Origin of the sequence: Georgenia sp. Z1491 (assembly GCF_049856175.1) — a bacterium.
Lineage (GTDB): Bacteria > Actinomycetota > Actinomycetes > Actinomycetales > Actinomycetaceae > JB111.
The window spans coordinates 1-25,648 of record NZ_JBNDNA010000012.1 but is presented as its reverse complement, the minus strand read 5'-3'; the positions used below and the strand labels follow the sequence as shown (position 1 = coordinate 25,648).

Annotated in this window: 18 protein-coding genes; 12 read left to right on the top strand and 6 right to left on the bottom strand. The window is 72.7% G+C overall.

The features are described from left to right. Window positions 1-117: 117 nt before the first annotated feature. Window positions 118-981, bottom strand: coding sequence for an undecaprenyl-diphosphate phosphatase (locus ACPYO4_RS12475; RefSeq protein ID WP_425709570.1), 864 nt, complete (start codon window positions 979-981; stop codon window positions 118-120). 57 nt (window positions 982-1,038) lie between these two features. Between ACPYO4_RS12475 and ACPYO4_RS12470 the strand changes: the two genes are divergently transcribed. Then, the gene (locus ACPYO4_RS12470) at window positions 1,039-2,007 is read left to right on the top strand and encodes an aldo/keto reductase (protein WP_425709569.1); all 969 of its coding nucleotides are present in this window, start codon (window positions 1,039-1,041) and stop codon (window positions 2,005-2,007) included. 33 nt (window positions 2,008-2,040) lie between these two features. Here ACPYO4_RS12470 and ACPYO4_RS12465 read toward each other — a convergent pair whose 3' ends face one another. Beyond that, complete coding sequence (locus tag ACPYO4_RS12465; protein ID WP_425709568.1) at window positions 2,041-2,334, bottom strand: DNA primase; 294 nt, start codon at window positions 2,332-2,334, stop codon at window positions 2,041-2,043. Window positions 2,335-2,434: 100 nt separating this feature from the next. Between ACPYO4_RS12465 and ACPYO4_RS12460 the strand changes: the two genes are divergently transcribed. Further along, window positions 2,435-2,659 (top strand): DUF5703 family protein, encoded by a 225-nt coding sequence (locus ACPYO4_RS12460; protein ID WP_425709567.1) that lies wholly within the window; start codon window positions 2,435-2,437, stop codon window positions 2,657-2,659. 15 nt (window positions 2,660-2,674) lie between these two features. Here the strand turns inward: ACPYO4_RS12460 and ACPYO4_RS12455 are convergent, their stop codons facing one another. Then, on the bottom strand, window positions 2,675-3,991 hold the full coding sequence (locus ACPYO4_RS12455; RefSeq protein WP_425709566.1) for a M20/M25/M40 family metallo-hydrolase: 1,317 nt from the start codon (window positions 3,989-3,991) through the stop codon (window positions 2,675-2,677). A 219-nt stretch (window positions 3,992-4,210) separates the two neighbouring features. Between ACPYO4_RS12455 and ACPYO4_RS12450 the strand changes: the two genes are divergently transcribed. Continuing rightward, entirely contained in the window at window positions 4,211-7,594 is a 3,384-nt protein-coding gene (locus ACPYO4_RS12450; protein WP_425709565.1) for a S8 family serine peptidase, read from the top strand. Window positions 7,595-7,709: 115 nt separating this feature from the next. Here ACPYO4_RS12450 and ACPYO4_RS12445 read toward each other — a convergent pair whose 3' ends face one another. Both ACPYO4_RS12445 and ACPYO4_RS12440 read right to left on the bottom strand, forming a co-directional pair. Beyond that, a complete protein-coding gene (locus ACPYO4_RS12445) occupies window positions 7,710-9,815 on the bottom strand; it encodes a M3 family metallopeptidase (protein ID WP_425709564.1) in 2,106 nt (701 codons plus the stop codon). 36 nt (window positions 9,816-9,851) lie between these two features. Continuing rightward, the gene (locus ACPYO4_RS12440) at window positions 9,852-11,066 is read right to left on the bottom strand and encodes a GNAT family N-acetyltransferase (protein ID WP_425709563.1); all 1,215 of its coding nucleotides are present in this window, start codon (window positions 11,064-11,066) and stop codon (window positions 9,852-9,854) included. A 220-nt stretch (window positions 11,067-11,286) separates the two neighbouring features. On the opposite strand from ACPYO4_RS12440, the gene ACPYO4_RS12435 reads away from it, so the two are divergent. Genes ACPYO4_RS12435 through glp form a run of 7 tightly spaced genes read left to right on the top strand, consistent with a single transcriptional unit; the run spans window position 11,287 to window position 21,730 of the window. Continuing rightward, entirely contained in the window at window positions 11,287-12,552 is a 1,266-nt protein-coding gene (locus tag ACPYO4_RS12435) for an MFS transporter (protein ID WP_425709562.1), read from the top strand. Then, window positions 12,549-16,283 (top strand): nitrate reductase subunit alpha, encoded by a 3,735-nt coding sequence (locus ACPYO4_RS12430; RefSeq protein WP_425709561.1) that lies wholly within the window; start codon window positions 12,549-12,551, stop codon window positions 16,281-16,283. Before ACPYO4_RS12435 ends, ACPYO4_RS12430 begins: the two co-directional genes overlap by 4 nt. A 27-nt stretch (window positions 16,284-16,310) precedes the next feature. Further along, window positions 16,311-17,939 carry a nitrate reductase subunit beta gene (gene narH, locus ACPYO4_RS12425; RefSeq protein WP_425709560.1) on the top strand — a complete coding sequence of 543 codons (1,629 nt, stop codon included), beginning with the start codon at window positions 16,311-16,313 and terminating at the stop codon, window positions 17,937-17,939. Beyond that, entirely contained in the window at window positions 17,939-18,835 is an 897-nt protein-coding gene (gene narJ / locus ACPYO4_RS12420; RefSeq protein ID WP_425709559.1) for a nitrate reductase molybdenum cofactor assembly chaperone, read from the top strand. Before narH ends, narJ begins: the two co-directional genes overlap by 1 nt. After that, complete coding sequence (gene narI / locus ACPYO4_RS12415) at window positions 18,835-19,566, top strand: respiratory nitrate reductase subunit gamma (protein WP_425709558.1); 732 nt, start codon at window positions 18,835-18,837, stop codon at window positions 19,564-19,566. Before narJ ends, narI begins: the two co-directional genes overlap by 1 nt. Beyond that, on the top strand, window positions 19,566-20,426 hold the full coding sequence (locus ACPYO4_RS12410; RefSeq protein WP_425709557.1) for an NTP transferase domain-containing protein: 861 nt from the start codon (window positions 19,566-19,568) through the stop codon (window positions 20,424-20,426). The genes narI and ACPYO4_RS12410 overlap by 1 nt, the downstream gene beginning before the upstream one ends. A 53-nt stretch (window positions 20,427-20,479) precedes the next feature. After that, complete coding sequence (gene glp, locus ACPYO4_RS12405; protein ID WP_425709556.1) at window positions 20,480-21,730, top strand: gephyrin-like molybdotransferase Glp; 1,251 nt, start codon at window positions 20,480-20,482, stop codon at window positions 21,728-21,730. A 69-nt stretch (window positions 21,731-21,799) separates the two neighbouring features. Here the strand turns inward: glp and ACPYO4_RS12400 are convergent, their stop codons facing one another. Continuing rightward, window positions 21,800-23,611 carry a glycoside hydrolase family 15 protein gene (locus ACPYO4_RS12400; protein ID WP_425709555.1) on the bottom strand — a complete coding sequence of 604 codons (1,812 nt, stop codon included), beginning with the start codon at window positions 23,609-23,611 and terminating at the stop codon, window positions 21,800-21,802. 437 nt (window positions 23,612-24,048) lie between these two features. Between ACPYO4_RS12400 and ACPYO4_RS12395 the strand changes: the two genes are divergently transcribed. Together ACPYO4_RS12395 and ACPYO4_RS12390 are read left to right on the top strand one after the other, a co-directional pair. Continuing rightward, a complete protein-coding gene (locus ACPYO4_RS12395; RefSeq protein ID WP_425709554.1) occupies window positions 24,049-24,489 on the top strand; it encodes a hypothetical protein in 441 nt (146 codons plus the stop codon). A gap of 124 nt (window positions 24,490-24,613) precedes the next feature. Then, the gene (locus tag ACPYO4_RS12390; protein WP_425709553.1) at window positions 24,614-24,964 is read left to right on the top strand and encodes an antitoxin; all 351 of its coding nucleotides are present in this window, start codon (window positions 24,614-24,616) and stop codon (window positions 24,962-24,964) included. Window positions 24,965-25,648: the final 684 nt, after the last annotated feature.

Here is a 25,648-nt window from a genome sequence, read left to right as displayed (position 1 = left end):
CGACCCTAGTTCGGATCGGGCGGGCACGGGCCGGGCCGTCCGCGCCCCGTCGAGGATCGGGTGGGACGCGGGCCGGGCCGTCCGCGTCCCGCCCCGGGGCCGTGCCGGCAGCCGAGGTCAGGCGGTGGCCGAGATGACGCCGCCGAGGACGAGGGCGACGATCGCGACGGCGAGGACGATCCGGTAGACGACGAAGGGGAGGTACGTGCGGGTGGAGACGAGCTTGAGGAACCACACGATGACCCAGTAGCCGACGACGAACGCGACGACCGTCGCCAGGAAGGTGGCGAACAGGCTCGGCTCCCCGGGGGCCGGCGGCGCGTCGCTCAGGAGGACGTCCGAGAACAGCTTGTACATGCCGGACGCGATGACGGCCGGGATGGCGAGCAGGAACGACATCCGGGCCGCCGCCTCGCGCGTGAGGCCGAGGAACAGTCCCATCGTGATCGTCGCGCCCGACCGGGACACGCCGGGCACCAGGGCGAGGGACTGAGCGAGGCCGAGGAGGATCGCGTCCCACCACGAGAGGTGGTCCAGGCCCTTGGTCTGCTTCGCCGTGCGGTCCGCGACGAGCAGGAGCAGGCCGAACAGCGCGAGCATCGCGGCGGTGATGAACAGGTGGCGGAACGTGGTGTCGATCCACGACTCGAGCAGCAGGCCGAGGACCCCGATGGGGATCGAGCCCACGATGACGAACCAGCCCATGCGGGCGTCGGGGTCGCTCGCGGGCAGCTGCCTCTTCCACGGCCCCACCGGGAGCGCCCGGAACCAGTGCGAGACGATCCGCGCGATGTCCCTGCGGAAGTAGACGACGACCGCCGCCTCGGTGCCGAGCTGGGAGATCGCGGTGAACGCGGCGCCCGGGTCCGTCCTCGACGGCAGCAGCTCGCCGAAGATCCGGATGTGCGCGGACGACGAGATCGGTAGGAACTCCGTGAGTCCCTGCACGATCCCGAGGACGATCGTCTCCCACCATGTCACGGGGGGACACGGTATCCGCTCGCGAGGTCCGTCGGCCGTGGCGGCTACCGTGACGCCATGCGCACCTCCCGCCTCGGGGCCACGGGCCTCGCCGTGTCCGCCGTCGGCCTCGGCACCCTGACCTGGGGCCGGGACACCGACGAGCACGACGCCGCCGAGCACCTCGAGGCGTTCCTCGACGTCGGCGGGACCGTGATCGACACCGCGGCGTCGTACGCGGACGGGGCGGCCGAGGAGATCCTCGGCGCCCAGCTGGCCGAGCGCCGCGTGCGCGACGACGTCGTCGTGGTCTCCAAGGCGGGCACCCGGGTACGCGGCGGGACCGGCGTCGTGGACGCCTCCCGCGCGGCCCTGCTCACCGAGCTCGACGCGTCCCTCGTGCGGCTCGGCACGGACCGCGTGGACCTGTGGCTGGTCCAGCGCCCCGACCCCGAGACGACGCTCGAGGAGACGCTCGGGGCGCTCGACCACGCGATGCGCACCGGCCGCGCCCGCTACGTGGGGCTCGCCAACCACCCGGCGTGGTCGACCGCGCACGCGGCGACCCTGTCCCGGACCCTCCTGCCGGCGCCGCACCTGGCCGCCGTCGAGGTGGAGCACTCGCTGCTCCAGCGCGGGACCGAGCGCGAGCTCCTGCCGGCCGCACGCGCGCTGGGCCTGGGGGTGATCGCCTGGTCCGCGCTCGGTCGCGGCGTGCTCGCCGGCCGCTACCGCTCGAGCGTGCCGCCCGCGTCGCGCGCGGCGTCGGCCCACCTGCGGGGTTTCGTCGAGCCGTACCTGGACGCGCGGTCGGCCTCGATCGCGGAGGCCGTCGCGACGGCGGCCGACGGGCTGGACGTCTCGCCGGCCGAGGTGGCGCTCGCGTGGTCGGTGCGCTCGGGCGTCGACGTCTCCCTCGTGGGGGCCTCCAGCGCCGCGCAGCTCCGGCAGACCCTCAAGGGGGCCGAGCTCGACCTCCCGGAGTCCATCGAGCGCGCGCTCGACGAGGTCAGCGCCATCCCGCTGGGCTACCCCGAGCGGCTCTGAGCCCTCCGGGCCCGCCGGTCCGGGCGCGGGGCGCTACCGGCGTTCGTCGTCGTCCTCGTCGTCGAGGTCCTCGAGGTCGTCGTCCTCGTCGTCCCCGTAGTCGTCGTAGTCGTCGTCCACGTCGTCGTCGTCGTAGAGATCGAACGGGAGGTCGACGCCGTACTCGGTGAAGAGGGCGTCGTCGTAGGTGACGAACACCTCGGCGATCGTCGAGGCGGCCGCGACCACGCGCGGGGAGTCGGGGTCCTGGGCCGCGGCGGCGGCGAGGTGGTGCTCCTCGAGCGCCGCGACGAGGCGGTCCAGGGCTGCACGCGGGTCCGTAGCCATGAGACCGAGCCTAGCGGTGCACGCGCGAAGTGCCAGCCTGGGCCAGGATGGTCCGACCGGTCGACCCGACCGGGCACGACCGACGCACCGAGGAGGCGGCATGGCGCGAGCGGGCTCGAGGTACGCGAGCGACACCTACTACGAGTTCCGGACCATGACGATCCCGCCCGACGTGGGCCGGTCCGACGCGCGCCGCCTCATCACCGCCGAGGCCGAGTACGGCCGGTGGGAGCTCGCCCGGTCCGTCCTCTACGAGGGCGGTGCCCGCAAGATCGTGCTGCGGCGTCGGGCGATGCGGGTGGTCTCCACGCTCGCCGACCACTGACCCGGTTCGAGCTGCTCAGCTCGTCCGCACCACCCGCTCGAGCACGCGGGCGCCGAAGGTGAGCGCGTCGATGTTCACCCGCTCGTCGACGCCGTGGAACATGCCGGCGAAGTCCAGCTCGGGGTCGAGCCGCAGCGGGGCGAACCCGTAGCCCGTGATGCCGAGCCGCGACAGGGCCTTGTTGTCAGTTCCGCCCGAGAGCATGTACGGCAGCACCGACGCGTCCGGGTCCTCCTGACCGAGGGCGCCGACCATCGCGTCGACCAGGTCGCCCGAGTAGGGCACCTCGAGGCCGATGTCCGTGTGGATCTCCTCGATCCGTACCTTGTCGCCCGCGAGCTCGGCGAGCGTGGCCCGCACCTCGGCCTCGTGGCCCGGCAGCGGGCGCACGTCGAGCGAGGCGGTCGCGGAGCCCGGGACGACGTTGGCCTTGTACCCGGCGTCGAGCTGCGTGGGGTGGGCCGAGGTGCGGATCGTGGAGCCGACGAAGTTGCGCACCGACCCGAACTGCTCGACCAGCTTCTCGACGCTGTCCGGGTCCTCCGGGTCGTAGGTGGTCCCGGTGAGCTCGGCGACGCCGTCGAACAGGGCGCGCACGGTCTTGTTGAGGTGCAGGGGCCATTCGTGGCGGCCGATGCGCGCAACCGCCGCGGCGAGGTGGGCGACCGCATTGTCCTCGTTGACCTGGGAACCGTGGCCGGCGCGGCCCTGCGCCACCAGGCGCAGCCAGGCCAGCCCCTTCTCGGCGGTCTGCAGCAGGTAGACGCGCTGCCCGGCGATCTGCGCGGAGAAGCCCCCGACCTCGCTGATCGCCTCGGTCGCGCCCTCGAACACGTCGGGCCGGTGGTCGACGAGCCAGTGCGCGCCGAAGCGTCCGCCGGCCTCCTCGTCGGCGAGCAGCCCGACCACGAGGTCGCGCGGGGGCCGCCACCCGTCCCGGCCCATCGACCGGGCGACCGACAGGATCATCGCGTCCATGTTCTTCATGTCGACCGCGCCGCGGCCCCACACCATGCCGTCGCGGACCTCGGCCCCGAACGGGTCGACGCTCCAGTCGTCCTTCGCCGCCGGCACGACGTCGGTGTGCCCGTGCAGGACCAGCGCCCCGCGCGTGGGGTCCTCCCCGGGGATGCGGAGCAGCACGCTGGACCGCCGCGGCGCCGACTCGATGAGCTCGGGCTCGAACCCGACCTCGGTGAGCAGGCCCATGACGAGCTCGGCGGCCTCGCGCTCGCCGGGGCCGGAGCCGTCGCCGTAGTTGGACGTGTCGATGCGGATGAGGTCGCGGCAGATCGACAGGACCTCGTCCTCGGGTGAGATGCGCTCGGTCATGCCCTCGAACCTACCCGCGACCGGCGGAACACCCCACCGTTACCGTTTCGCAACCGATCACGGTGTCCCGCTCGACCCGATCGTGGGTCTTCCCTGGTGGGGCAGGGCATGATGTGATGCGCACCGTGACGGTCGCCGACGATCGTCATCGTCTATGTACCGGAGGTTCAACGCGTGTCCACCCTGCCCTTGACCCGAGCACGACGGGGAGGTGGACGGATGTTGGGCGTGGCCGCGGCCTCCGGCGCGCTCCTGGTCGGGGCTCTCGCCGTCCCCGCCTCGGCCGACGTCGCCGAGATCGACCCGGCCGACCCGGACGCCCGCCGTTCGATGTCCGCCGACACCGCCGCCGCGCTCGCCGCGGGCTCCGAGTCGGGCGCCTGGTTCGTCGGCCTCGACCGCACCGCGACCGCCCTGGGCGGCAGCCGGGCCGGCGTCGACGCCCAGCAGGCGAACTTCCTCACCGACGCGGCCAACGAGGGCGTGTCGATCGACGTGCGCCACGAGTACTCCAGCGTCTGGAACGGCCTGTCGATCGAGGTGGCCGACTCCGACATCGACACGATCCTCGGCATGCAGGGCGTCTCGGGCGTCTGGCCCGTCGAGATCGTCGACGCGCCGGAGACGCTCCCGAACAACTCCCCCGAGATGGCCAACGCCGTCACCATGACCGGCGCGGACACCGTCTACAGCGAGCTCGGGTTCGATGGCGCGGGCGTGCACGTGGCCGTCATGGACACCGGCATCGACTACGACCACCAGGACTTCGGCGGCTCGGGCGTCCCGGACGGCGACACCTTCCCGACCGCGCGCGTGACGACCGGTCACGACTTCGTCGGCGACGACTACAACGCCGACCCGGCCTCGCCCAACTACCAGCCGATCCCCCGCCCGGACAACGACCCCGACGACTGCCAGGGCCACGGCACCCACGTCGCCGGCATCGTCGGCGCGGACGGCGACACCACCGCGGGCGGTGTCCGCGGCGTCGCCCCCGGGGTCACCCTCGGCTCCTACCGGGTGTTCGGCTGCGACGGCTCCACCGAGACCGACATCATGAACGCCGCCATGGAGCTCGCGTACGCGGACGGCGCGGACGTCCTCAACATGTCGATCGGCTCCGCCTTCGCCGGCTGGAACGACTACCCGACCTCGGTCATCGCCTCGCGCCTGCACGACCTCGGCATGGTCGTCACCGCCTCCATCGGCAACGAGGGCGAGCTCGGCCCCTGGGCCGCCGGCTCCCCCGGCAACGGTGAGAGCGTCATCGGCGTCGCGATGTACGACAACCTCGCGGTGACGGCCGACGCGCTCGAGATCGGCCCGGACGGCGAGCTCATCGGGCACATGCCCGCGACCGAGGCGCCCGAGCCGGTGCCCGGGACGACCTACACCGAGATCGCCTCGATCGGCACGCCCGGTGAGGCGTCCGCCCAGGGCTGCACCCCGCTCGAGGAGGACCACACGGGTCAGCTCGTGCTCATCCAGCGCGGCGACTGCACGTTCCACATCAAGGCGCTCAACGCGCAGGAGGCGGGCGCCGAGGCGCTCATCATCTACAACAACGCCCCGGGCCTCGCCGCCGCGACCGTCGCGGGCGACCCGGCGATCACCATCCCGGTGACGATCGTCAGCCAGGACGACGGGATCGCCCTCGCCGAGTCCATCGGCACCGACGGCTTCTCCGTCACGGTCACGGACCAGGAGATCGAGGTCGTCAGCCCGACCGCCGGACTCATCAACGTCGGCTCCTCGTGGGGCGGCAGCGCCGAGCTCGACCTCAAGCCGAACCTCGGCGCGCCCGGCGGCTCGATCTACGCCCCGTACCCGCTCGAGTCGGGCGGCTACGCCACGCTGACCGGCACGTCGATGTCCGCCCCGCACGTCGCGGGCGCGGTCGCGCTGTACCTCGAGGCGCACCCGGGCACCGACTCGGGTCTGATCCGCGACGTCCTGCAGAACTACGCCGAGCCCGCGAACTGGAACGGCAACCCGGAGCTCGGGCTGCTCGACGCCGTGCACCGCCAGGGCGCCGGCCTCATCCAGATCGACGAGTCGATCCAGGCCGGCGTCATCGCGAGCCCGGGCCAGCTGGTCCTCGGCGAGTCCGAGCACGGTCCGTCGTCCGGCGAGGTCACCCTGACGTCGACGTCGGGCGCCGACGTCACCTACGAGATCTCCACGGTCGACGCGATCGCGTCGACGGGCTCGTGGAACTACGGGATCTACGAGGGCGCGTCGACCTACGCCGGCCCGTCCGAGGTCACCGTCCCCGCGGGCGGCTCCGCCACGTTCTCGTACGCCATCACCCCGGACGCGAGTCTCGAGGAGCTCGGCGCGCAGTACGGCGGCTACGTCGTCCTCACGCCGACCGACGAGTCGGTGGAGCCGATCTCGCTGCCGTTCTACGGTTTCGCGGGCGACTACCAGTCGGTCAACCTCCTCGAGGACCTCGTCGAGGGTGAGGAGAACGGGACGCTCGGCCAGCTCGTCGGGTGCGACCGGTTCGTCGGCGGCGAGTGCCAGGCCGGCGCGACGTTCGAGCCCGTCGAGGCGGGCAGCACGTTCAGCCTCGAGCTGCTCGACCAGCCCGCAGCCGTCTGGGCGCTCGAGCACAGCGCCCAGGAGCTGACGCTGCGCGTGTACCCGGCCGACCAGGCAGGCGCCCGCACGGGCGGTGGCATCGTCCGCACCGAGCAGACGGTCGGCCTCTCCCCCGGGGTCGACCTGTGGACCTGGGACGGCACCGTCCTGACCGACGACCGGACGGGCCGCGTGGCCCTGCCGGACGGCGACTACGTCTTCGAGCTCACCGCGGTCGCCCCGCTGGGCTCGGAGGAGGCCGGCGAGCTCGAGCGGTGGACGTCCGGCGCGTTCACCATCGACCGCGGCGGCGACGACGTCCCGCCGCCCACCAGCGGCCCGGTGTCGACGTTCTTCACGTCGAACACCTGGGCGGACGGCCCCGCCGAGTACACCTACGAGTTCGGACGTCCGGACGACGAGGTGCTCGTGGGTGACTGGGACGGCGACGGCGTCGACACGATCTCCGTGCGTCGTGGGAACCGGTACCTCATCAACAACGACCGTGTCGGCAACGCCGCGGTGGACGAGATCCACTACGGCCGCGCGGACGACGTCGTGCTCGTGGGTGACTGGGACGGCGACGGCTTCGACACCTTCACGGTGCGTCGTGGCGCCCAGTACTTCGTCAGCAACACGATGCAGACGGGCTGGGCCGACGCCGAGGTGACCTACGGTCGCGCAGGTGACGACGTCATCGTGGGCGACTTCGACGGCGACCGGACCGACTCCCTCACCGTGCGCCGCGGCAACACGTACTTCGTGGCCAACACGGTGCGTGACGGCTGGGCGGACTCCGTGTTCACCTACGGTCGCGCGGGCGACGAGATCTACGTGGGTGACTGGGACGGCGACGAGATCGACACGCTCGCCGTCCGCCGCGGGAACGAGTACTTCCTGCGCAACTCGCTGACCGACGGCTGGGCGGAGCAGACCATCCGCTACGGGCGGGCGAACGACGTCGTCCACGTGGGCGACTGGGACGGCAACGGGACCGACACCCTGACGGTCCAGCGCTGATCCGCTGAACGAGCGAAGGGCCCCCGCCTGCGGCGGGGGCCCTTCGTCGTCGGTCGTCGAGCGTGCGGTTCGTCGACCTCGAGCGTGCGGTTCGTCGACCTCGAGCGTGCGGGTGTCAGTCGTCCAGGCCGCGGCGGGCGAGCAGCGGCTCGATGGACGGCGTGCGGCCCAGGAGCGTCTCGACGGATGCCAGCGGGTCGCGGGAGTTGCCGCGCGAGAGCAGCTCGTCGCGGAACGTCTCGCCGGCCGCGCGCGTGAGCCCGAGGTTGCCCGCGTCGTGGGCGCGGAACCAGTTGACGGTCTCGGCGTCGAGCACCTCGGACCAGATGTAGGCGTAGTAGCTCGCGTCGTACCCGCCGCCGAAGGAGTGGTTGAGGTACGTGGTGCGGTACCTCGGCGGGATCCGCGGGTCGGTGAGTCCGGCGTCGGCGAGGGCCGCGGCCTCGAAGGGCAGGACCCCCGCGTCGTCCGCGGGCACCTCGTCCGGGCCGAGGCGGTGCCAGGCCTGGTCCACGAGCGCGGCGCCGAGGTACTCGGACGTCGCGAAGCCCTGGCCGTAGGCGCCCATCGACCGCAGCCGCCCGGCGGTCGCCTCCGGGAGCGGCTCGCCGGTGACGTGGTGGCGGGCGAAGGACGCCAGCACCTCCGGGTGCTCCATCCACTGCTCGTTGACCTGGGAGGGGTACTCGACGAAGTCCCGCGGCAGGGCCGTCCCGGCGAAGCCCGGGTAGCGCGCGGAGGTGAGCAGCGAGTGCAGCGTGTGCCCGAACTCGTGGAAGAGGGTCCGCACCTCGTCCCACACGAGCAGCGTCGGCTCCCCCGCCGGCGGCCGCGTGATGTTGGCGTTGTTGACGACGACCGGCGCCTTCCCGGTCAGCGTCGACGCGGTGACGAGGTCGTGCATCCACGCACCGCCCCGCTTGTGCTCGCGGGCGTAGAAGTCGCCGACGAACAGGCCCAGCGACGTGCCGTCCTCCTCGCGGACCTCCCACACGCGCACGCCGTCGGCGTAGCCCTCGATGTCGGGGCGCTCGGTGAAGGTGAGGCCGTACAGGCGTCCGGCGGCGAGGAACACGCCGCGCTCCAGCACGGAGTCCAGCTCGAGGTAGGGGCGCAGGACCGCGTCGTCGACGTCGAACCGCTGGGTCCGCAGCCGCTCGGCGTAGTAGGACCAGTCGCCCGCCGCGAGCTCGCCGGCGTCGGCCGGCCGCTGAGGGTCGGCGGCCGCGAGCGCCGCGAGGTCCTCGGCCTCCCGGGCGGCGTTGCGCACCGCGGGGCGCGCGAGGCGGCTGAGCATGGCGGTGATCGCGTCGGAGTCCGGGGCGGTGGCCCCGCGGGCGACGATCTCCGCGTGGTGCTCGGCCCCGAGCAGGCGGGCGCGCTCGGCGCGGGCGCGCGCGATCGCCCGCACGAGGGCACGGGTGTCGGTCGCGGGGTCCGTGCCGGTCCCGCGCGCCACGGACCGGGCGAGCACCTCGGCGCGCGTGGCCGGGTCCGTGAGCTCGGTGAGCAGGGGCTGCTGGCTGGGCAGCACGTAGGTGACGAGGTGCTCGGCGCCGTCGGCCGCGGCGGGCCGGGCCGCGGCCGACTCCGCGAGGGTCCGGCGGCGCGACTCGTCGAGGCCGGCGAGCGCCGCCTCGTCGCGCACCGGCAGCGCGGCGGCGGCCATGCCCGCGGCGGCCCGGTTGCGGAAGTCGGTCGTCAGCTCGGCGATCTCGGCGTTGAGGGCACGCAGCCGGGCGGTCCCGGCCTCGTCCAGGCCGACGCCGCGACGCTCGAACCCGCGCACGTACTCGTCGACCGCCCAGGCGTCCTGCTCGTCGAGGCCCCCCGCGGACTGCAGCACCCGGAAGCGGTCGTAGAGGCGCGCGTCCAACCAGAAGGCGTCGCCGTGCGCGGAGGACTCCGGGGCGTTCTCGGCGGAGATCGCGTCGTACTCAGGGCCGCCGACGGAGCCGGCGAGCGTCGACAGGACGACGGCCGCGCGAGTGAGCAGCTCGCCCGAGCGCTCGAGCGCCACGAGCGTGTTCTCCACCGTGGGCTCCTGCGGGTCCGACGCGACGGACTCCCACTCGGCGCGCTGGGCCGCCCGGCCCGCGCGAAGCGCCGGAAGCAGGTGCTCGGGCCTGATCGCGCCGAACTCGGGCATCCCGAACGGGAGCGGCGAGGGTCGGGAGAACGGGTTGTCGTCGGGCAGAGTCACGGCGTCGGGGCTGGTCATCGGACCATGGTGGCACTGCTCCGCGGGTGCGTGTCGTCAGCCGGTCAGGCGCTCCCGGCGCAGCACGCCGTCGACGTCGGGCGGGAAGTATCCCGGCCCCTTGAGCACCTTGCCGTCCTCGCGGTAGATCGGGCGGCCGTCCTCGCCGAGCTTGGACAGGTTGGAAGCCTGGATCTCGCGCAGCACCGCGGGCAGCGGGATGCCGCACTCGAGCGCCATCCCGTAGGCGACGTAGACGAGGTCCCCGAGGGCGTCCGCGACCTCGACCGTGTCCCGAGCGCCGTCGTCCGCCTCGACCGCGCGGGCGAACGCCTCGACGAGGATCTCCTCGGCGCGCCGACCGTAGACCGCACCGACGAGCTCCGCCGCCTCCTCGACGACGAGCCCGGTGCGCATGTGCACCCGCTCGACGTCGGCCTCGGGACCGGTGGTGACCACCGGCAGCTCGTAGGTCGCGTGGAACTGCCGCACGAGCGCCTCGGGGTCGCGCGGGTCCGGCATCGTGGGACCGCCGTGCGCCGGCCCGTCCGCGCTGGCGTCGGAGTCGGCGCCCGCGTCGGGGTCGGCGCCCGCGTCGGAGTCGGCGCCCGCGTCGGGGTCGGCGCCCGCGTCGGAGTCGGCACCGACGCCGGGGTCGTCGTCGAGCACGGCCCACTCGTCACCGCTCGCGCGAGCCGGGCCGTCCCACGGTGCCGCCGGCTCGCGCGGGTCCGTGGCGAGGAGTGTGGCGCGAAGACCGTCGTGGAGCACGCCCTTGTTGGGGAAGGCGGCGCGAGACACACCCTCGGCGCGGAACCCGAGCCGCCACGCGACGCGCCACGAGTCCCAGTTGGGCTCGCCGTCGTGGATCTCCGCGGACCACCCGGCGGCCGCGACCCCCCGGGCGAAGAGCTCGTCGAGGACGAGGTCGAGCGCCCGCGCCAGCAGCCCGCGCCCGCGGCCGGCCGGCGCCATCCAGTAGCCGATCTCGGTGCGGGCACCCGCTCGGACGGGGCCGCAGGAGACGACACCTACGAGCGTCGGACCGTCCGGACCGATCTCCCGGACCGCCCAGTGGGGCGTGTCGAGCTCCCAGCCGCGGACGGAGACGTCACGCACGAACGTCTCGGCGTCGCGCAGGCGGTACGGCGAGGGGACGGTGGTCCACTCCTGGATCGCCGGGTCCTGGCAGGCCCCGAGGACCGCGTCGACGTCCTTCTCGGTGGGCACGGAGAGCTCGACGACGCCGTCGGTCAGGGTGAAGGGCTCCATGCCGCGATGGTAGGTGGCCCGCGCGGGTCGTCCGCACGGGCGACGAACGCTGAACGATGAACGACCAATGAGAAAAAGCGGAAGGAACACCCGACCGCCATGATCACTCACGTCGTTTATGTCCGGAATGCACACCGAATGATTACCGCATCAATGTCTTTCTTAATACGTGTCGTGGTTATGCTCCTCGAAAGCCGTTGAATGGTCGGGGAGGGTGGACGTGGACGCAGGTTCGGGCTCCGCAGTCACGGACACGGGCCGAGGGCCGCGCACGCGGGCGCTCGTGCTGGCGACCGTCGGCTTCATGCTGAACTTCTGGGCCTGGGCGCTGCTGAGCCCGTTGGGCTCGACCTTCGTCGAGAAGGGTCTGACGGCGGACTCGGCCCTGCTCGTCGCGGTCCCGGTGCTCGTCGGCTCGCTCGGCCGGATTCCCGTCGGCGCGCTCACGGACCGGTACGGCGGTCGCGTGATGATGCCGCTGATCTCGGTCGTCAGCATCGTCCCGGTACTGTTCCTCGGATTCTTCGGGCAGGACAGCTACACGGCCCTGCTCGTCGGTGGATTCTTCCTCGGAATCGCGGGGACGGTGTTCGCCGTCGGTGTGCCCTTCGTCAACGCCTGGTTCCCGCCCAGCGGGCGCGGCCTCGCGCTGGGGATCTACGGCGCCGGCATGGTCGGCACCGCCATCTCGGCGTTCACCACCGTCCCGCTCCACGTCGGCGCGGGCGAGACCGTCCCCTTCCTCGTGGCCGCGGCCGTCCTGGCGCTCTACGCCGCTCTCGCCTGGTTCCTCATGCGCGACGCCCCGGCCTGGACGCCCTCGAGGACGTCGATGGTCGCCAAGGTGCGGGGCGCAGCCGGCCTGGCCCTCACGTGGCAGGCGATGTACCTCTACGCCATCGCGTTCGGCGGGTACGTCGCCTTCTCGGTCTATCTGCCGACCTACCTGCAGAACGAGTACGGCCTCGAGGCCGGCGACGCCGCGGCCCGGATGGGCGGGTTCGTCGTCCTGGCCGTCGCCTGCCGCGTCGTCGGCGGCCTGCTCGCCGACCGCATCGGTGCCGTCACGACCCTGCTCGCCTCCTACCTCACGGTCACGGCGATGGCGGTCGTCCTCAGCATCAACCCCTCGCTGTCCGGGATCGGCACCGCCGCCTTCCTCGTCATGGCGGTCGGGCTCGGCCTGGGCACCGGCGCCGTGTTCGGCCTCGTCGGCCAGGCGTCCGACCCGTCGAAGGTCGGCGCCATCACGGGACTCGTCGGTGCCGCCGGCGGCCTGGGCGGCTTCGTCCCGCCGCTCATCCTCGGTCAGCTGTGGATCAACCAGTCCAACTACGGGCTCGGCCTGCTGGCCCTCGCCGTGGCGTCGGCCGGAGCCGTCGTCATCACCCTCATGGTCGGCCGGGCGGCGCGCCGGCGCACCGCCGCCGACCACGAGGTGCCGATCCACGACGCCGATCACCACGACCACGGGAGGACCTCATGACCGTCCGGGACTCCGAGCGGGGCACCGCGCCCGGCCTCGACAGCTCGCTGACGGACGCCCTCATCGGCGTGCGCAAGATGTTCTCCCGGGCCCCCGTCAGCCCGGACAACCGGGAGATCCACCTCGAGGGCGGGCGATCCGGCGACTCCTTCTACCGGGACCGCTGGAGCCACGACAAGGTCGTCCGCTCCACCCACGGCGTCAACTGCACCGGGTCCTGCTCGTGGAAGGTGTACGTCAAGGACGGGATCATCACCTGGGAGTCGCAGCAGACCGACTACCCGTCGGCGGGGCCGGACCGACCCGAGTACGAGCCCCGGGGCTGCCCGCGAGGTGCCTCCTTCTCCTGGTACACCTACTCCCCCACGCGGGTGCGCTACCCGTACGTGCGCGGCGAGCTCGTCCGGCTGTTCCGGGAGGCGCGGGAGCAGGTGCCCGGCGGCGACCCGGTCCTCGCGTGGAAGTCCATCGTCGAGGACCCCGAGAAGGCCCGCCGCTACAAGTCGGCCCGCGGCAAGGGCGGTCTCGTGCGGGCCACCTGGAAGGAGGCCGTGGACATCGTCGCCGCGGCCTACGTCTACACGGTCAAGGAGCTCGGGCCGGACCGGGCGACCGGCTTCTCCCCGATCCCCGCGATGAGCCAGGTGTCGTTTTCCTCCGGCGCCCGCTTCCACCAGCTCATCGGCGGCTCGATGCTCAGCTTCTACGACTGGTACGCCGACCTGCCGCCCGCCTCGCCCCAGGTCTTCGGCGACCAGACCGACGTCCCGGAGTCCGGGGACTGGTGGGACGCCTCCTACCTCATCATGTGGGGCTCCAACGTCCCCCTCACCCGGACCCCGGACGCCCACTGGATGACCGAGGCCCGGTACCGCGGCCAGAAGGTCATCTCCGTCGCGCCCGACTACGCGGAGAGCGTGAAGTTCGCCGACGAGTGGCTCGCGCCGCACCCGGGGACCGACGCCGCCCTCGCGATGGCGATGGGGCACGTCATCCTGCGCGAGTTCTTCGTCGAGCAGCCGACGGAGCGGTTCACCGACTACGTCTCCCGCTACACCGACCTGCCGTTCCTCGTCGAGCTCACCTCAGGCGAGGGCGGCGCGTGGCAGGCCGGGAAGTTCGTCGTCGCGGACGACCTCGGCGCCGAGCTCGTGGGCGAGGAGGCCGACACCGAGCACGCCGAGTTCAAGCCCGTCATGCTCGACGCCGTCACCGGCCACCCGGCCGTGCCCGGCGGCACGCTCGGCCACCGGTTCGCCGCCGACGGCGAGGGCCGCTGGAACCTCGACCTCGGCGACCTCGTGCCGGCCCTGAGCCTCATCGAGCACGCCGAGCGATCCGTCGAGGTCGCGCTGCCCCGGTTCGACTCCGCCGACCAGGGCGAGGCGCACGACGTGCTGCGCGGCGTCCCGGCCCGCCGCGTCGGCGGCCGGCTCGTCACCACCGTCTACGACCTGCTGCTCGCCCGCTACGGGGTCGCTCGCCCGGGCCTGCCCGGCTCGTGGCCCACGGGCTACGAGGACGCCACCCAGCCCGCCACCCCGGCCTGGCAGGAGGCCATCACCGGCGTCCCCGCTCAGGCCGCGGCCCGGATCGCCCGCGAGTTCGCCGCCAACGCCCGCGACTCCGGCGGCCGCTCGATGATCATCATGGGCGCCGGCACGAACCACTGGTTCCACTCCGACACCATCTACCGCACGTTCCTCACGCTGACGAACCTCACCGGCTGCCAGGGCGTCAACGGCGGCGGCTGGGCGCACTACGTCGGCCAGGAGAAGGTCCGACCCATCAGCGGCTGGCTGCACCTGGCCAACGCCCTGGACTGGTCGCGGCCCCCGCGGCAGATGACGCAGACGACCTACTGGTACATGCACACCGACCAGTGGCGCTACGACCAGTTCGGCGCCGACCGGCTCGCGGCACGGACCGGGGCGGGCACGTTCGCCGGCACGACGACCGCCGACGCCGTCGCCCTGTCCCAGCGGCTCGGCTGGCAGCCGTTCTTCCCCCAGTTCGACATCAGCTCCCTGGACGTGGCCGACCGCGCCAAGGAGGCCGGCCAGGAGACGATCCCCTACCTCGTCGACCAGCTGCGCGACGGCCACATCCGGTTCGCCGCCGAGGACCCCGACGCGCCGCAGAACTACCCGCGCATCTGGTCGATGTGGCGCGCCAACACCCTCGGCAGCTCGGCGAAGGGCGACCAGTACTTCCTCAAGCACCTGCTCGGGGTCGACAACGACGTGCGGGCCGAGGAGACGCCGCCGGAGTTCCGGCCCCGCGACGTCACCTGGCGCGACGAGGCCCCCGCGGGGAAGATCGACCTCCTGCTCACGCTCGACTTCCGTATGACATCGACGACGCTGCACTCCGACGTCATCCTGCCCGCGGCCACCTGGTACGAGAAGCACGACCTCTCGACGACGGACATGCACCCGTTCATCCACTCGTTCAACCCGGCGATCTCCTCGCCGTGGCAGTCGCGGACCGACTGGGAGGCGTGGAAGACGATCGCCGAGCGGTTCAGCCAGCTGGCGGTCGACCACCTCGGCACGCGCACCGACGTCGTCGCCGTCCCCCTCCAGCACGACTCCGCCGACGCCATGGCGGCCCCGCGCGGGAAGGTCCTGGACTGGAAGAAGGGCGAGTGCGAGCCGGTCCCGGGCCGGACGATGCCCCGCCTGGTCGAGGTCGAGCGCGACTACGCGACGATCCACGAGAAGTACGTCTCCGTCGGCCCCCTGCTGGAGAGGCTGGGCATGACGACCAAGGGGCTCACCTACGACGTGAAGGAGTTCGTCGCCGAGCTCGGCGCCCTCAACGGGCGGGTGGAGTCCGGCGTCGGGGCCGGGCAGCCGAGCATCGAGACGGACCTGCAGGCGGCGGAGTTCATCCTGCGGCTGTCCGGCACCACCAACGGCGAGATGGCGCTGCAGGGCTTCCGCACCCTCGAGCGGCGCACCGGCGTCCAGCTCGCCGACCTCGCCGAGGAGAACGCGGGCCGGCACGTGACGTTCAAGGACACCCAGGCCGCCCCCGTGCCCGTCGTCACCTCGCCGGAGTGGTCCGGGTCCGAGACCGGTGGGCGGCGCTACTCGCCGTTCACCATCAACGTCGAGAAGAAGAAGCCCTGGCACACCCTGACCGGGCGCCAGCACTTCTACCTCGACCACGACTGGCTGCTCGAGATGGGCGAGTCGCTGCCGGTGTTCCGTCCGCCGCTGGACATGACCGCCCTGTTCGGCGAGACGCGGGTCGGCGAGCGCAGCGGTGGGGGCATCGCGGTCCGCTACCTCACGCCCCACAACAAGTGGGCGATCCACTCCATGTACATGGAGAACTTCTTCATGATGAACCTTTCGCGCGGCGGGCAGACGATCTGGATGAGCGTCGAGGACGCCGAGGCGGTGGGGATCGCGGACAACGACTGGATCGAGGCCGTCAACCGCAACGGCGTGGTCTCGGCGCGCGCGATCGTCAGCCACCGCATGCCGCGCGGGACGGCGTACATGCACCACGCGCAGGACCGCACCGTCAACGTGCCCCTGTCGGAGACGTCCGGGCGACGCGGCGGCATCCACAACTCCCTCACGCGGATCATGCTCAAGCCGAGTCACCTCGTGGGCGGGTACGGGCAGCTGGCCTTCGCCTTCAACTACTACGGCCCCACCGGCAACCAGCGCGACGAGGTCACCGTGATCCGGCGTCGCACGACCCCGGTCGAGTACTGAGCACGCGGATCGGACAAGGAGCGAGACATGCGAGTGATGGCCCAGATGGCGATGGTCATGAACCTCGACAAGTGCATCGGGTGCCACACCTGCTCGGTCACGTGCAAGCAGGCGTGGACCAACCGGCAGGGCACGGAGTACATCTGGTTCAACAACGTCGAGACGCGGCCCGGCCAGGGCTACCCGCGCGGGTACGAGGACCAGGAGAAGTGGCGGGGCGGGTGGGAGGTCGGCCGGGGCGGCCGGCTCCGGCTCAAGGGCGGGGGCCGCGTGAGCAAGCTGCTGCGGATCTTCAACAACCCCAAGCTGCCCGGCATCGAGGACTACTACGAGCCGTGGACCTACGAGTACGACAACCTGCTCTCCTCGCCGCAGCAGCAGCACATCCCGACCGCTCCCCCGAAGTCGCTCATCACCGGCGAGCGCGTGCAGGTCCAGTGGTCGGGGAACTGGGACGACGACCTCGGCGGCACCTACGCGGCCGGCGACAAGGATCCGATGCTCAAGGGGCTTCAGGACAAGGTGAAGCTCGAGTTCGAGAACACCTTCATGTTCTACCTGCCGCGCATCTGCGAGCACTGCCTCAACCCCAGCTGCGCCGCCTCCTGCCCGTCGGGGGCCATCTACAAGCGCGAGGAGGACGGCATCGTCCTGGTGGACCAGGACCAGTGCCGCGGCTGGCGCATGTGCGTCTCCGGCTGCCCGTACAAGAAGATCTACTTCAACCACAAGACCGGCAAGGCCGAGAAGTGCACGTTCTGCTACCCCCGCATCGAGGCCGGTGAGCCGACGGTGTGCTCCGAGACCTGCGTGGGTCGTCTGCGCTACATCGGGCTCGTCCTGTACGACGCCGACAAGGTCACCGCCGCCGCCTCGGTCGAGGACGAGCACGCTCTCCTCGAGGCACAGAAGGACGTCCTCCTGGACCCGAACGACCCCGAGGTCCAGGATGCCGCCGAGCGCGCCGGAATCCCCTACGACTGGGTGCAGGCCGCCCGCAGGTCCCCGGTGTGGCGCCTCATCAAGGAGTTCGAGGTCGCGCTCCCGCTGCACCCGGAGTACCGGACCATGCCGATGGTCTGGTACGTCCCGCCCCTGTCCGCGGTGGTCGACGTCGTGCAGGAGACCGGTGCCGACGCCGAGGACGCGAGCACACTGTTCGCGGCGATCGACCAGATGCGCATCCCCGTGGAGTACCTGGCGAACCTGTTCACCGCAGGCGACGTCGTCCCGGTCCAGCGGGTGCTCGCCCGGATGGCCGCGATGCGCTCCTACATGCGGGACATCAACCTCGGCGGCGAGCCCGACGAGGAGATCGCCGAGGCCGTCGGCATGACCGGTGCGTCGATGGAGAAGATGTACCGGCTGCTGGCGATCGCGAAGTACGACGAGCGCTACGTCATCCCGGTGGGCCACTCCGAGCAGGCCCACCAGCTCGAGGGGGTCGGGACGGACTGCCCGCTCAACTCCGACGGCGGGCCGGGCATGATGCACCTGCCGGAGCAGGACATGGGCATGGCCGGTGTCGGGGTGCCCGCCGGTCCGGTCGACACCCGGCCGACGGAGTCCGGCCGCATCAACCTGCTCAACTGGGACGGGAGGGGGACGCCGTCCGGGCTGTTCCCCTCCCGCCGCCCGGCCGCGGGGACCGCCTGATGGGTGCCCTCGCCCGCCTCGTCGAGCGCGCCTTCCCCGGCGTCGCGGGGCGCGCGGACGGCGCTGCCGGCGCGCCCGGACGCGACGCGCCCGGGCACGCCGCGTCCGGGCGCGCCGGGTCGACACCGGTCCGCAGGGCGTCGCGGCCCGGCACGACCGCCGCCGGGGACCCCGTCGAGGAGACCCGGGCGGTGTGGGCCGCGGCGTCGTGGCTCATCGACTACCCGGGCGACGAGCTGCTCGCCCGCCTGCCCGACCTGCGCCGGCTCGTCACGCGCCTGCCGCGGCGGTACGCGGACATGCTCGACCCCGTGCTCGACGAGCTGGCCGCCCCGGACGTCGACGACCTGCGCTCGAGCTACGTCGACACGTTCGACACGCGCCGCCGCGGGTGCCTGCACCTGACGTACTTCAGCCACGGCGACACACGCCGCCGGGGCCTGGCCCTCGTCCGCGTGAAGGACGCCTACCGGCGCGCCGGGCTGATCGTCCGCGACGACGAGCTGCCCGACCACCTCACCCTCGTGCTCGAGCTCGGCGCCGGCCACGACGCGGCGGCCGCGGAGAAGATCCTGCTCGCCAACCGGGCCGGCCTCGAGCTGCTCCGCCTCCACCTGGCGGACATCGGCTCGCCCTGGCACGGCGTCGTCGAGGCCGTGTGCGCGACGCTGCCCGAGCTCGACGGCGAGGACCACGAGGCGGTGCGCCGCCTCGTCGAGGAGGGCCCGGCCGAGGAGCTGGTCGGCCTCGACGGCTACGGGGCGGAGCACGACATGCCGCCCCTCATGCACCGCGACGACGACTGCTCCGGTCACGACCACGGGAACGACCACGTCGAACCGACGACCTCCCCCTCGGGCCATCCCCTGCTGCCGCTCGTGAAAGGAGCACGGTGATGAACGAGCCGTCGACGGTCGACACCGTCATGTGGGTCATCGTCCCGTACGTCGCGCTGGCGTTCTTCGTGCTCGGGCACATCTGGCGGTGGCGCTACGACCAGTTCGGATGGACGACCCGGTCGAGCCAGATCTACGAGTCGAGGCTGCTGAGCATCGGCTCGCCGATGTTCCACTTCGGGATCATCGGGATCTTCTTCGGCCACGCCGTCGGGCTCGGGATCCCGAAGTCCTGGACCGACGCCGTCGGACTCTCCAACCACATGTACCACATCATGGCGATCACGATCGGCCTCGCGGCGGCGGTGGCCTGCGTGGGCGGCCTGGCGCTGCTCATCTACCGCCGGCGCACGAACAAGCGCGTGTTCGGGGCGACGACCCCCATGGACAAGGCGATGTACCTGCTGCTGACGATCACGATCCTCGCCGGCGTCGGCGCCACGGTGGTGGACTCAGCCATCGCCAACTACGACTACCGGGAGACGATATCGGTCTGGTTCCGCCAGTTCTGGACGCTCCAGCCCGACCCCTCGATCATGGCGGGGACGACGCCGCTCTTCCAGGTCCACGTCTTCTCCGCCGTCCTGCTGTTCGCCCTGTGGCCGTTCACCCGGCTCGTGCACGTGTTCAGCGTGCCGCTGGGCTACCTGACCCGCCCCTACATCGTGTACCGGTCGAAGTCCGGTGTGCCGCCGCAGGGACGCCGAGGCTGGGAGGAGGTGAACTTCTGATGCCGGCCGCCATCGTCCTGGCCGGCGGGGCGGGCCGACGCCTGGGCGGCGTGTCCAAGCCGGACGTCACCGTCGGCGGCCGCCGGATGCTCGACCTGGTCCTCGAGGCGCTCGCGCACGCCGCGCCGCGCGTCGTCGTGGCCGGCGCGGGCGTCGAGGTGCCCGCCGACGTGCGGCGGACCCTGGAGGACCCGCCGCTCGGCGGGCCGGCCGCAGGCATCGCCGCCGGACTGCGGGCCCTGGGTGCGCCGGACACGGGCGCCCTCGACCACGAGGTCCTCGTCCTCGCGTGCGACCTGCCGGGCGCGTCGAGCGTGGTGACGGCGCTGGAGCGGACGGGACCGCTGCCCGACGGCGTCGACGGGATCCTCCTGGAGCGCCCGGACGGTCGCCGGGAGTGGCTCGCCCTGCGGGCCAGGGTCGCGTCCCTGCGCCGTGCGCTCGACGAGCTGGGCGACCCGCGGGACCGGTCGGTGCGCGACCTGCTCGCCCCGCTCACCCTGGCGACCACGCCCGCACCCGGGACGCAGGCCGACGACGTCGACACCCCCGCCGACCGACGCACGTGGGAGCAGCGGGTCCGGCGGTCCGGGCGCCCGCCGGTCACCGAGCAGGAGGACTGGGCCGCGCGGCTGCACCCGTGGGTGGAGTCGGCCTGCCGAGAGCTCGGCCTGCCCCGAGGGCTCGTCGATCCCGGTCCCGACGTCGACACCGTGCACGTGCTCACCGGGGAGGTGGCCGAGGGCGTCCAGCGGTCGATGGCGCCGGTCTCGGCGTATCTCGTGGGCGTGGCCGTCGGCCGGGGCACGCCGCTGCCCGAGGCGCTCGACGCGGTGCGCCGCACCCTGAGGCCGGCATGACCGCCCCGTCCCGGCACCGCGTGCCGGTCGCGGACCGCGGTACCGGCGTACCCGTGTCTGAACACCTCGCGCAGGTCCTCGGCCTCGGGCGCGCCTACCTGGACGCGCGCGGCGCCGTCGAGCCGGAGGAGACGCTGCTCGCGGACGCACCGGGGCGGATCCTCGCGGGCGCGGTGCCGGCCGCCGTCGCCGTCCCCCCGTTCACCGCCTCGGCGATGGACGGGTTCGCCGTACGGGCCTGCGACATCGACCTGCTGCCCGACGACGCTCTCGAGCTCCCCGTCGCCGGGGACCTGCCCGCCGGGGCTGCGCCGCGGGCGCTCCCGCCCGGGGCGGCCCTGCGGATCATGACTGGCGCCGCGCTGCCGGCCGGGGCGGACGCGGTGGTCCCCGTCGAGCTCACCGACCACCGCCCCGGCCCGGGCCCCGCCCCGGCGCGGGTGCGGCTGACCGAGCGGCCGAGCGTGGGCGCGCACGTGCGCGTCGCGGGCGAGGACGCACGGGTCGGCGACGTCGTCCTCACCGCGGGCGAGCGGGTGTCCCCCGCGCACGTCGCGGCCGCCGCAGCGGTGGGGCGCGCGACCGTGCCGGTGGTGCCCAGGCCGCGGGTCCTCGTCGTCGCCACGGGTGACGAGCTGAGCCCGCCGGGCACGGTGCCCGCGCCCGGCCGCGTCCCGGACTCGGGCGGCCCGATGCTCGCGGCCCTGGTCGCGCAGGCCGGGGCGGTCCCGGTGCTCGAGCGGTGCGCGGACGACGTCGGCGCCCTGCGCGCGACGCTCGCGCGCGCGGGCACGGACGCCGACCTCGTGCTCACCTCCGGCGGGATGTCGCAGGGCGCCTACGAGGTGGTCCGGGAGGCGCTCGGGCAGCGCCTCACGCTCCATGAGGTCGCCATGCAGCCCGGCCGCCCCCAGGGCGCGGGAGCGCTCGACGACGACCGCTGCGTGCCGGTCCTCGCGCTGCCCGGCAACCCGGTGAGCACCTTCGTCAGCTTCTACGTGATCGTGCGACCCCTGCTCGCTCTGCTGTCCGGGGCCGACCCGGCGGCGGCCGGCCGCACGGTGCCGGTGGTCGCGGGACGCGCCTGGCGCACCCGCGCCGGCCGACGGCAGTACGCGCCCGTGGCGCTGCGGCGGGTCGGTGACGAGCTCGTGGCCGAGCCCCCGCACCCGCTCGGTGCCGGCTCGCACCTGGTGGCGAGCCTGGCCCGGGCCGAGGCCCTCGCCGTCGTGCCCGAGGAGGCCGACCGCGTGCAGCCCGGCGATCGCCTCGAGGCGCTGCTCGTCCGCGACCTCTCCCGCTGAGGCACCGCCGGGCGCTACCGGGCCGCGCTCGGTCACCTGGCCCGGTTCTCGGCCTCCTGCCCCGAGGCGCTAGCTGTCCGCGGCCTCGAACGCCGATTCGGATCGGCGGTCGAGCGCGTCGGCGGCCCGCACCAGGCCCAGGTGGCTGAACGCCTGCGGGAAGTTGCCGGCGAGCCGGCCCGCCCGCGGGTCGTACTCCTCCGCGAGGAGCCCGAGGTCTGACTCGGTCGCGACCAGGGCGTCCATCATGCGCCGCGCCTCGTCGACCCGCCCGGTGCGGGCGTACTGCTCGACGAGCCAGAACGAGCAGATGAGGAACGGGTACTCGTCGCCGGCCAGCCCGTCGAGCCCGGAGGCCGTCCGGTACCGGTGCAGGAAGCCGTGCGCGTCGAGCAGGTCGTCCTCGATGCGGGCCACGGTGGACAGCATGCGCGGGTCGTCGTAGGCCACGAATCCGATGTGGGCGAGCTGCAGCAGCGACGCATCGACCTCGGTCGAGCCGTAGGTCTGGGTGAATGCACCGATGTCGTCGTTCCACCCGCGGGTGAGGATCTCCTCACGCAGCAGGTCCCGGCGCTCCCGCCACGCCTCGACGTCGCCGTCGAGCCCGTGCCGCTCGACCGCGCGGACGCCACGGTCGAACGCCGCCCACATCATCGCGCGGCCGTGGGTGAAGTACGCAGGCTCGCCGCGCATCTCCCAGATCCCGTGGTCCTTGTCGTCGAACCGGTCCCAGGCGTAGTCGAGGAGCGCCTTCTGCAGGCCCCAGGAGAACTCGGTCTCCTCCAGTCCCGCGTCACGGGCGAGGTCGAGCGCGACCATGACCTCACCGACGACGTCGGCCTGGTACTGGTCGGCCGCCCCGTTGCCGATGCGCACCGGCCGCGAGTCCTCGTAGCCGTCCAGGTGGGTGAGCTCGTGCTCCGGAAGGTGCCGGGATCCGTCGAGCCCGTACATGATCCTCAGGTCACGGGGGTCGCCGGCCATGGCACGCAGCAGCCAGGTACGCCATGCGTGGGCGCCGGTGACGAAACCGTGGCTGAGGAGGGCCTCGATCGTCAGGGCCGAGTCACGCAGCCAGACGTACCGGTAGTCCCAGTTTCGGCTGCCGCCGAACTCCTCCGGGAGGGACGTCGTCGGCGCCGCCACGATGCCACCGGTCAGCCGCTCGGTCAGTGCCCGGAGCACGAGCAGCGAGCGGCGCACCTGGTCCGCGTACGGACCGCGCGCGTCGATCCGTGCCGCCCAGGCGCGCCAGTAGGCGATCGTCGCGACCGGTGTCAGCGTCTCGGGCCGCGGGGCGGCGTCCGGGAGGTAGGACGGCGACCAGCTGAGCACCCAGGTGTGCTCCTCGCCCTCCTCCATCGCGAAGTGCCCGCGGCAGGACCCGTTGACCTGCTCGAGGGCCGGGCCGCGCAGCGCGAGCGAGTCCGGGCCGGCGACCGCGTGGATCTCCGTGCGGCCGTCCACCTCGAGCGTCTGGAGCCACGGCGTCGCGGCGCCGTAGTCGAACCGCAGCCGCAGGTCGTGCGTCACCTCGACGCTGCCCGACGTGCAGGTCACGGTGCGCACGAGGTCCGCCGTCGGGGCCGCGGGGTCCTCGTCGATCGGCAGGAAGTCGGTGACGGTGAGCGTCCCGGTCGGTGTGGACCAGTGGGACTCCAGCACGAAGGTGTCGTCCACGTAGTCGCGGGAGACGAGCTCGCCCTCGGGCGGGGCGAGGAGCCAGCGCCCGTCCTCGCGCGTCCCGAGGATCGCGGTGAACACCGCCGACGAGTCGAACCGTGGGAAGCAGAGCCAGTCGATGCTGCCGTCGCGGGCGACGAGTGCGGCCGTGCGCTGGTCGGACAGCAGGGCGTAGTGCTCCAGGGGTGTGCTCACGGGCGGACCTTCTCGTTCGGGGGGTGTCGGGGTGGACGTCGGGGTTGTCGCCGTCGGACGGTGCGGGCCGGAAGCGGAACGTGCCGGGACCGGTGCGCCGGGACCGGTGCGCGCCGGAACCTGCGGCACGGCGATCGTCCAGGCTAGCCGCGTCCCCGGGCGCGCGGTGCACGTACCCAGAGCCCCGCGCGTCGCGCGGTCAGGTCGGTCAGGTCGGTCAGGTCGGTCAGGTCGGTCAGGTCACGATCCGACGACCGTCGGTCACCGATGTGCCACGAGGCACCAGCCGCGCCGGGCCCGCGTCCACCATGGTTGTCACCGTCCCTCCCCGGGCGGTCCGCCACCTGGAGGACACCGTGCGACGACCGACCGTCTCGTTCGTCACCCTCGTCGGCGCGACGCTGCTCGCCGGATGTTGGTCCACTCCCGTTACGGACGTGACCGCACCGCCGGAGGAGAGGTCGTCGGACGAGGCTCGATCCGACGGCACGTCGTCGGGCGGAGCCGGGTCCGACGACGGCAGCTCACCCGACCCGGACACCTTTGCCGTCCCCACCTGGGCGCACTCGCCGGGCCAGCCGGTGATGGAGGCGCTCAGCATCGGGAACGTGTTCGCCTCCCCTGAACGGTGCCCGGTATTCGCGGGTGACAGCGGCTACGACGGCGACGGGACGGGGCTGATGCTGCCCAACGCGATCGGGCGGGTCACCGACGACGGCCTCGTGGTCGAGTACGAGATCGAGGGAGAGCGACGCGTCGTCGCCCTCGACGGCAGCGAGCAGAGCTTCGGCGGCGGGCACGGCACCCCGGAGAACGAGGCCGAGTGGGAGCGCGTGTGCCCGCACACCCCGGTCAGTGCGATCTGGCAGGGATCCTGAGCGGAGCGACGCGATCGCCGAGGTCGGACGTCATCCGCCAGACTGGCTCCCCGACCGATGACCGGCCCCGTGGACCCGGCGGCCGATCGCGGAACACGCAGGACACGACGACGAGGAGACCGGCATGGGGATCGGCGACTACCTGAACAAGGCCAAGGACGCTCTGAGTGGCGAGCGGGGCGAGCAGCTGCTCGACAAGGTGGAGGGCGCGGCACGCAAGGCCACCGGCGGCAAGCACGACGGCATGATCGACAAGGCCCGCGACGCCGCCGGCAACGCCCTCGGGCACGACGACGACCGTGCGCGGGAGGCAGGGGCGGACGGTACCCAGGCCGCGGGGAACGGACGTGCGCAGGACGCGGGCGCCGGGAGCGACGACGCGCCGGACGCCGGCCGGGAGGCCGAGGCGAGCGCCGACCGCGAGGGCGGGACCGCCGATCGCGGCACCGCGCCGGACGCCGACAACCGGGGCTGATCACGCCGACGCCCGAACCGACGCGAACGACCGGCCCCCGAGCTGGGGACCGGCCGTGTTGCGTGTCCGGAGGGGTGTGTGGTTCCAGGACGTCGTGAACGGGTGTCCCCGGACATCGTCAACGACAGCCCCCTGCCGGACTCGGATGTCCCACGACATCGTGAACGGCAGCGGCGCACGAGGTCCTCATCACAGCGGTCACCGTCCAGAAGCTCTCCGCTGCGCACGCCAGCGAGAGGGCAACACACGTCCACGGGATGCGTCGAACGGGCGCCCACGGTCCAGACAGATCGAATGGGCAGGAACACGCACGTGGGAGGCCCGCCTCGTGCAGGCTGCTGCCCACTCGACGCAGGTTCGTCCCGACAGCCACCAGACGCATCGGGTCGAGAGGGCGCTGACATCCACAGGGGAGCGCCGCCACATGCGATCTTGCGACCGTCGACGGCGCCCCAGCCCGCACCGTCCACGGCCACCAACGACAAAACGGCTGAACCCCCGCCACCGGGGGTTCAGCCGTTCGCGATGTCCTGGGACATCACATGCGTGTCCGGAGGGGTGTCTGGTTCCAGGACATCGTGAACGGGTGTCCCCAGACATCGTGAACGACTGCCCCCTGTCGGGATCGGATGTCCCACGACATCGTGAACGGTGGCGAAGTACGAGGTCCTCATCAAAGCGGTC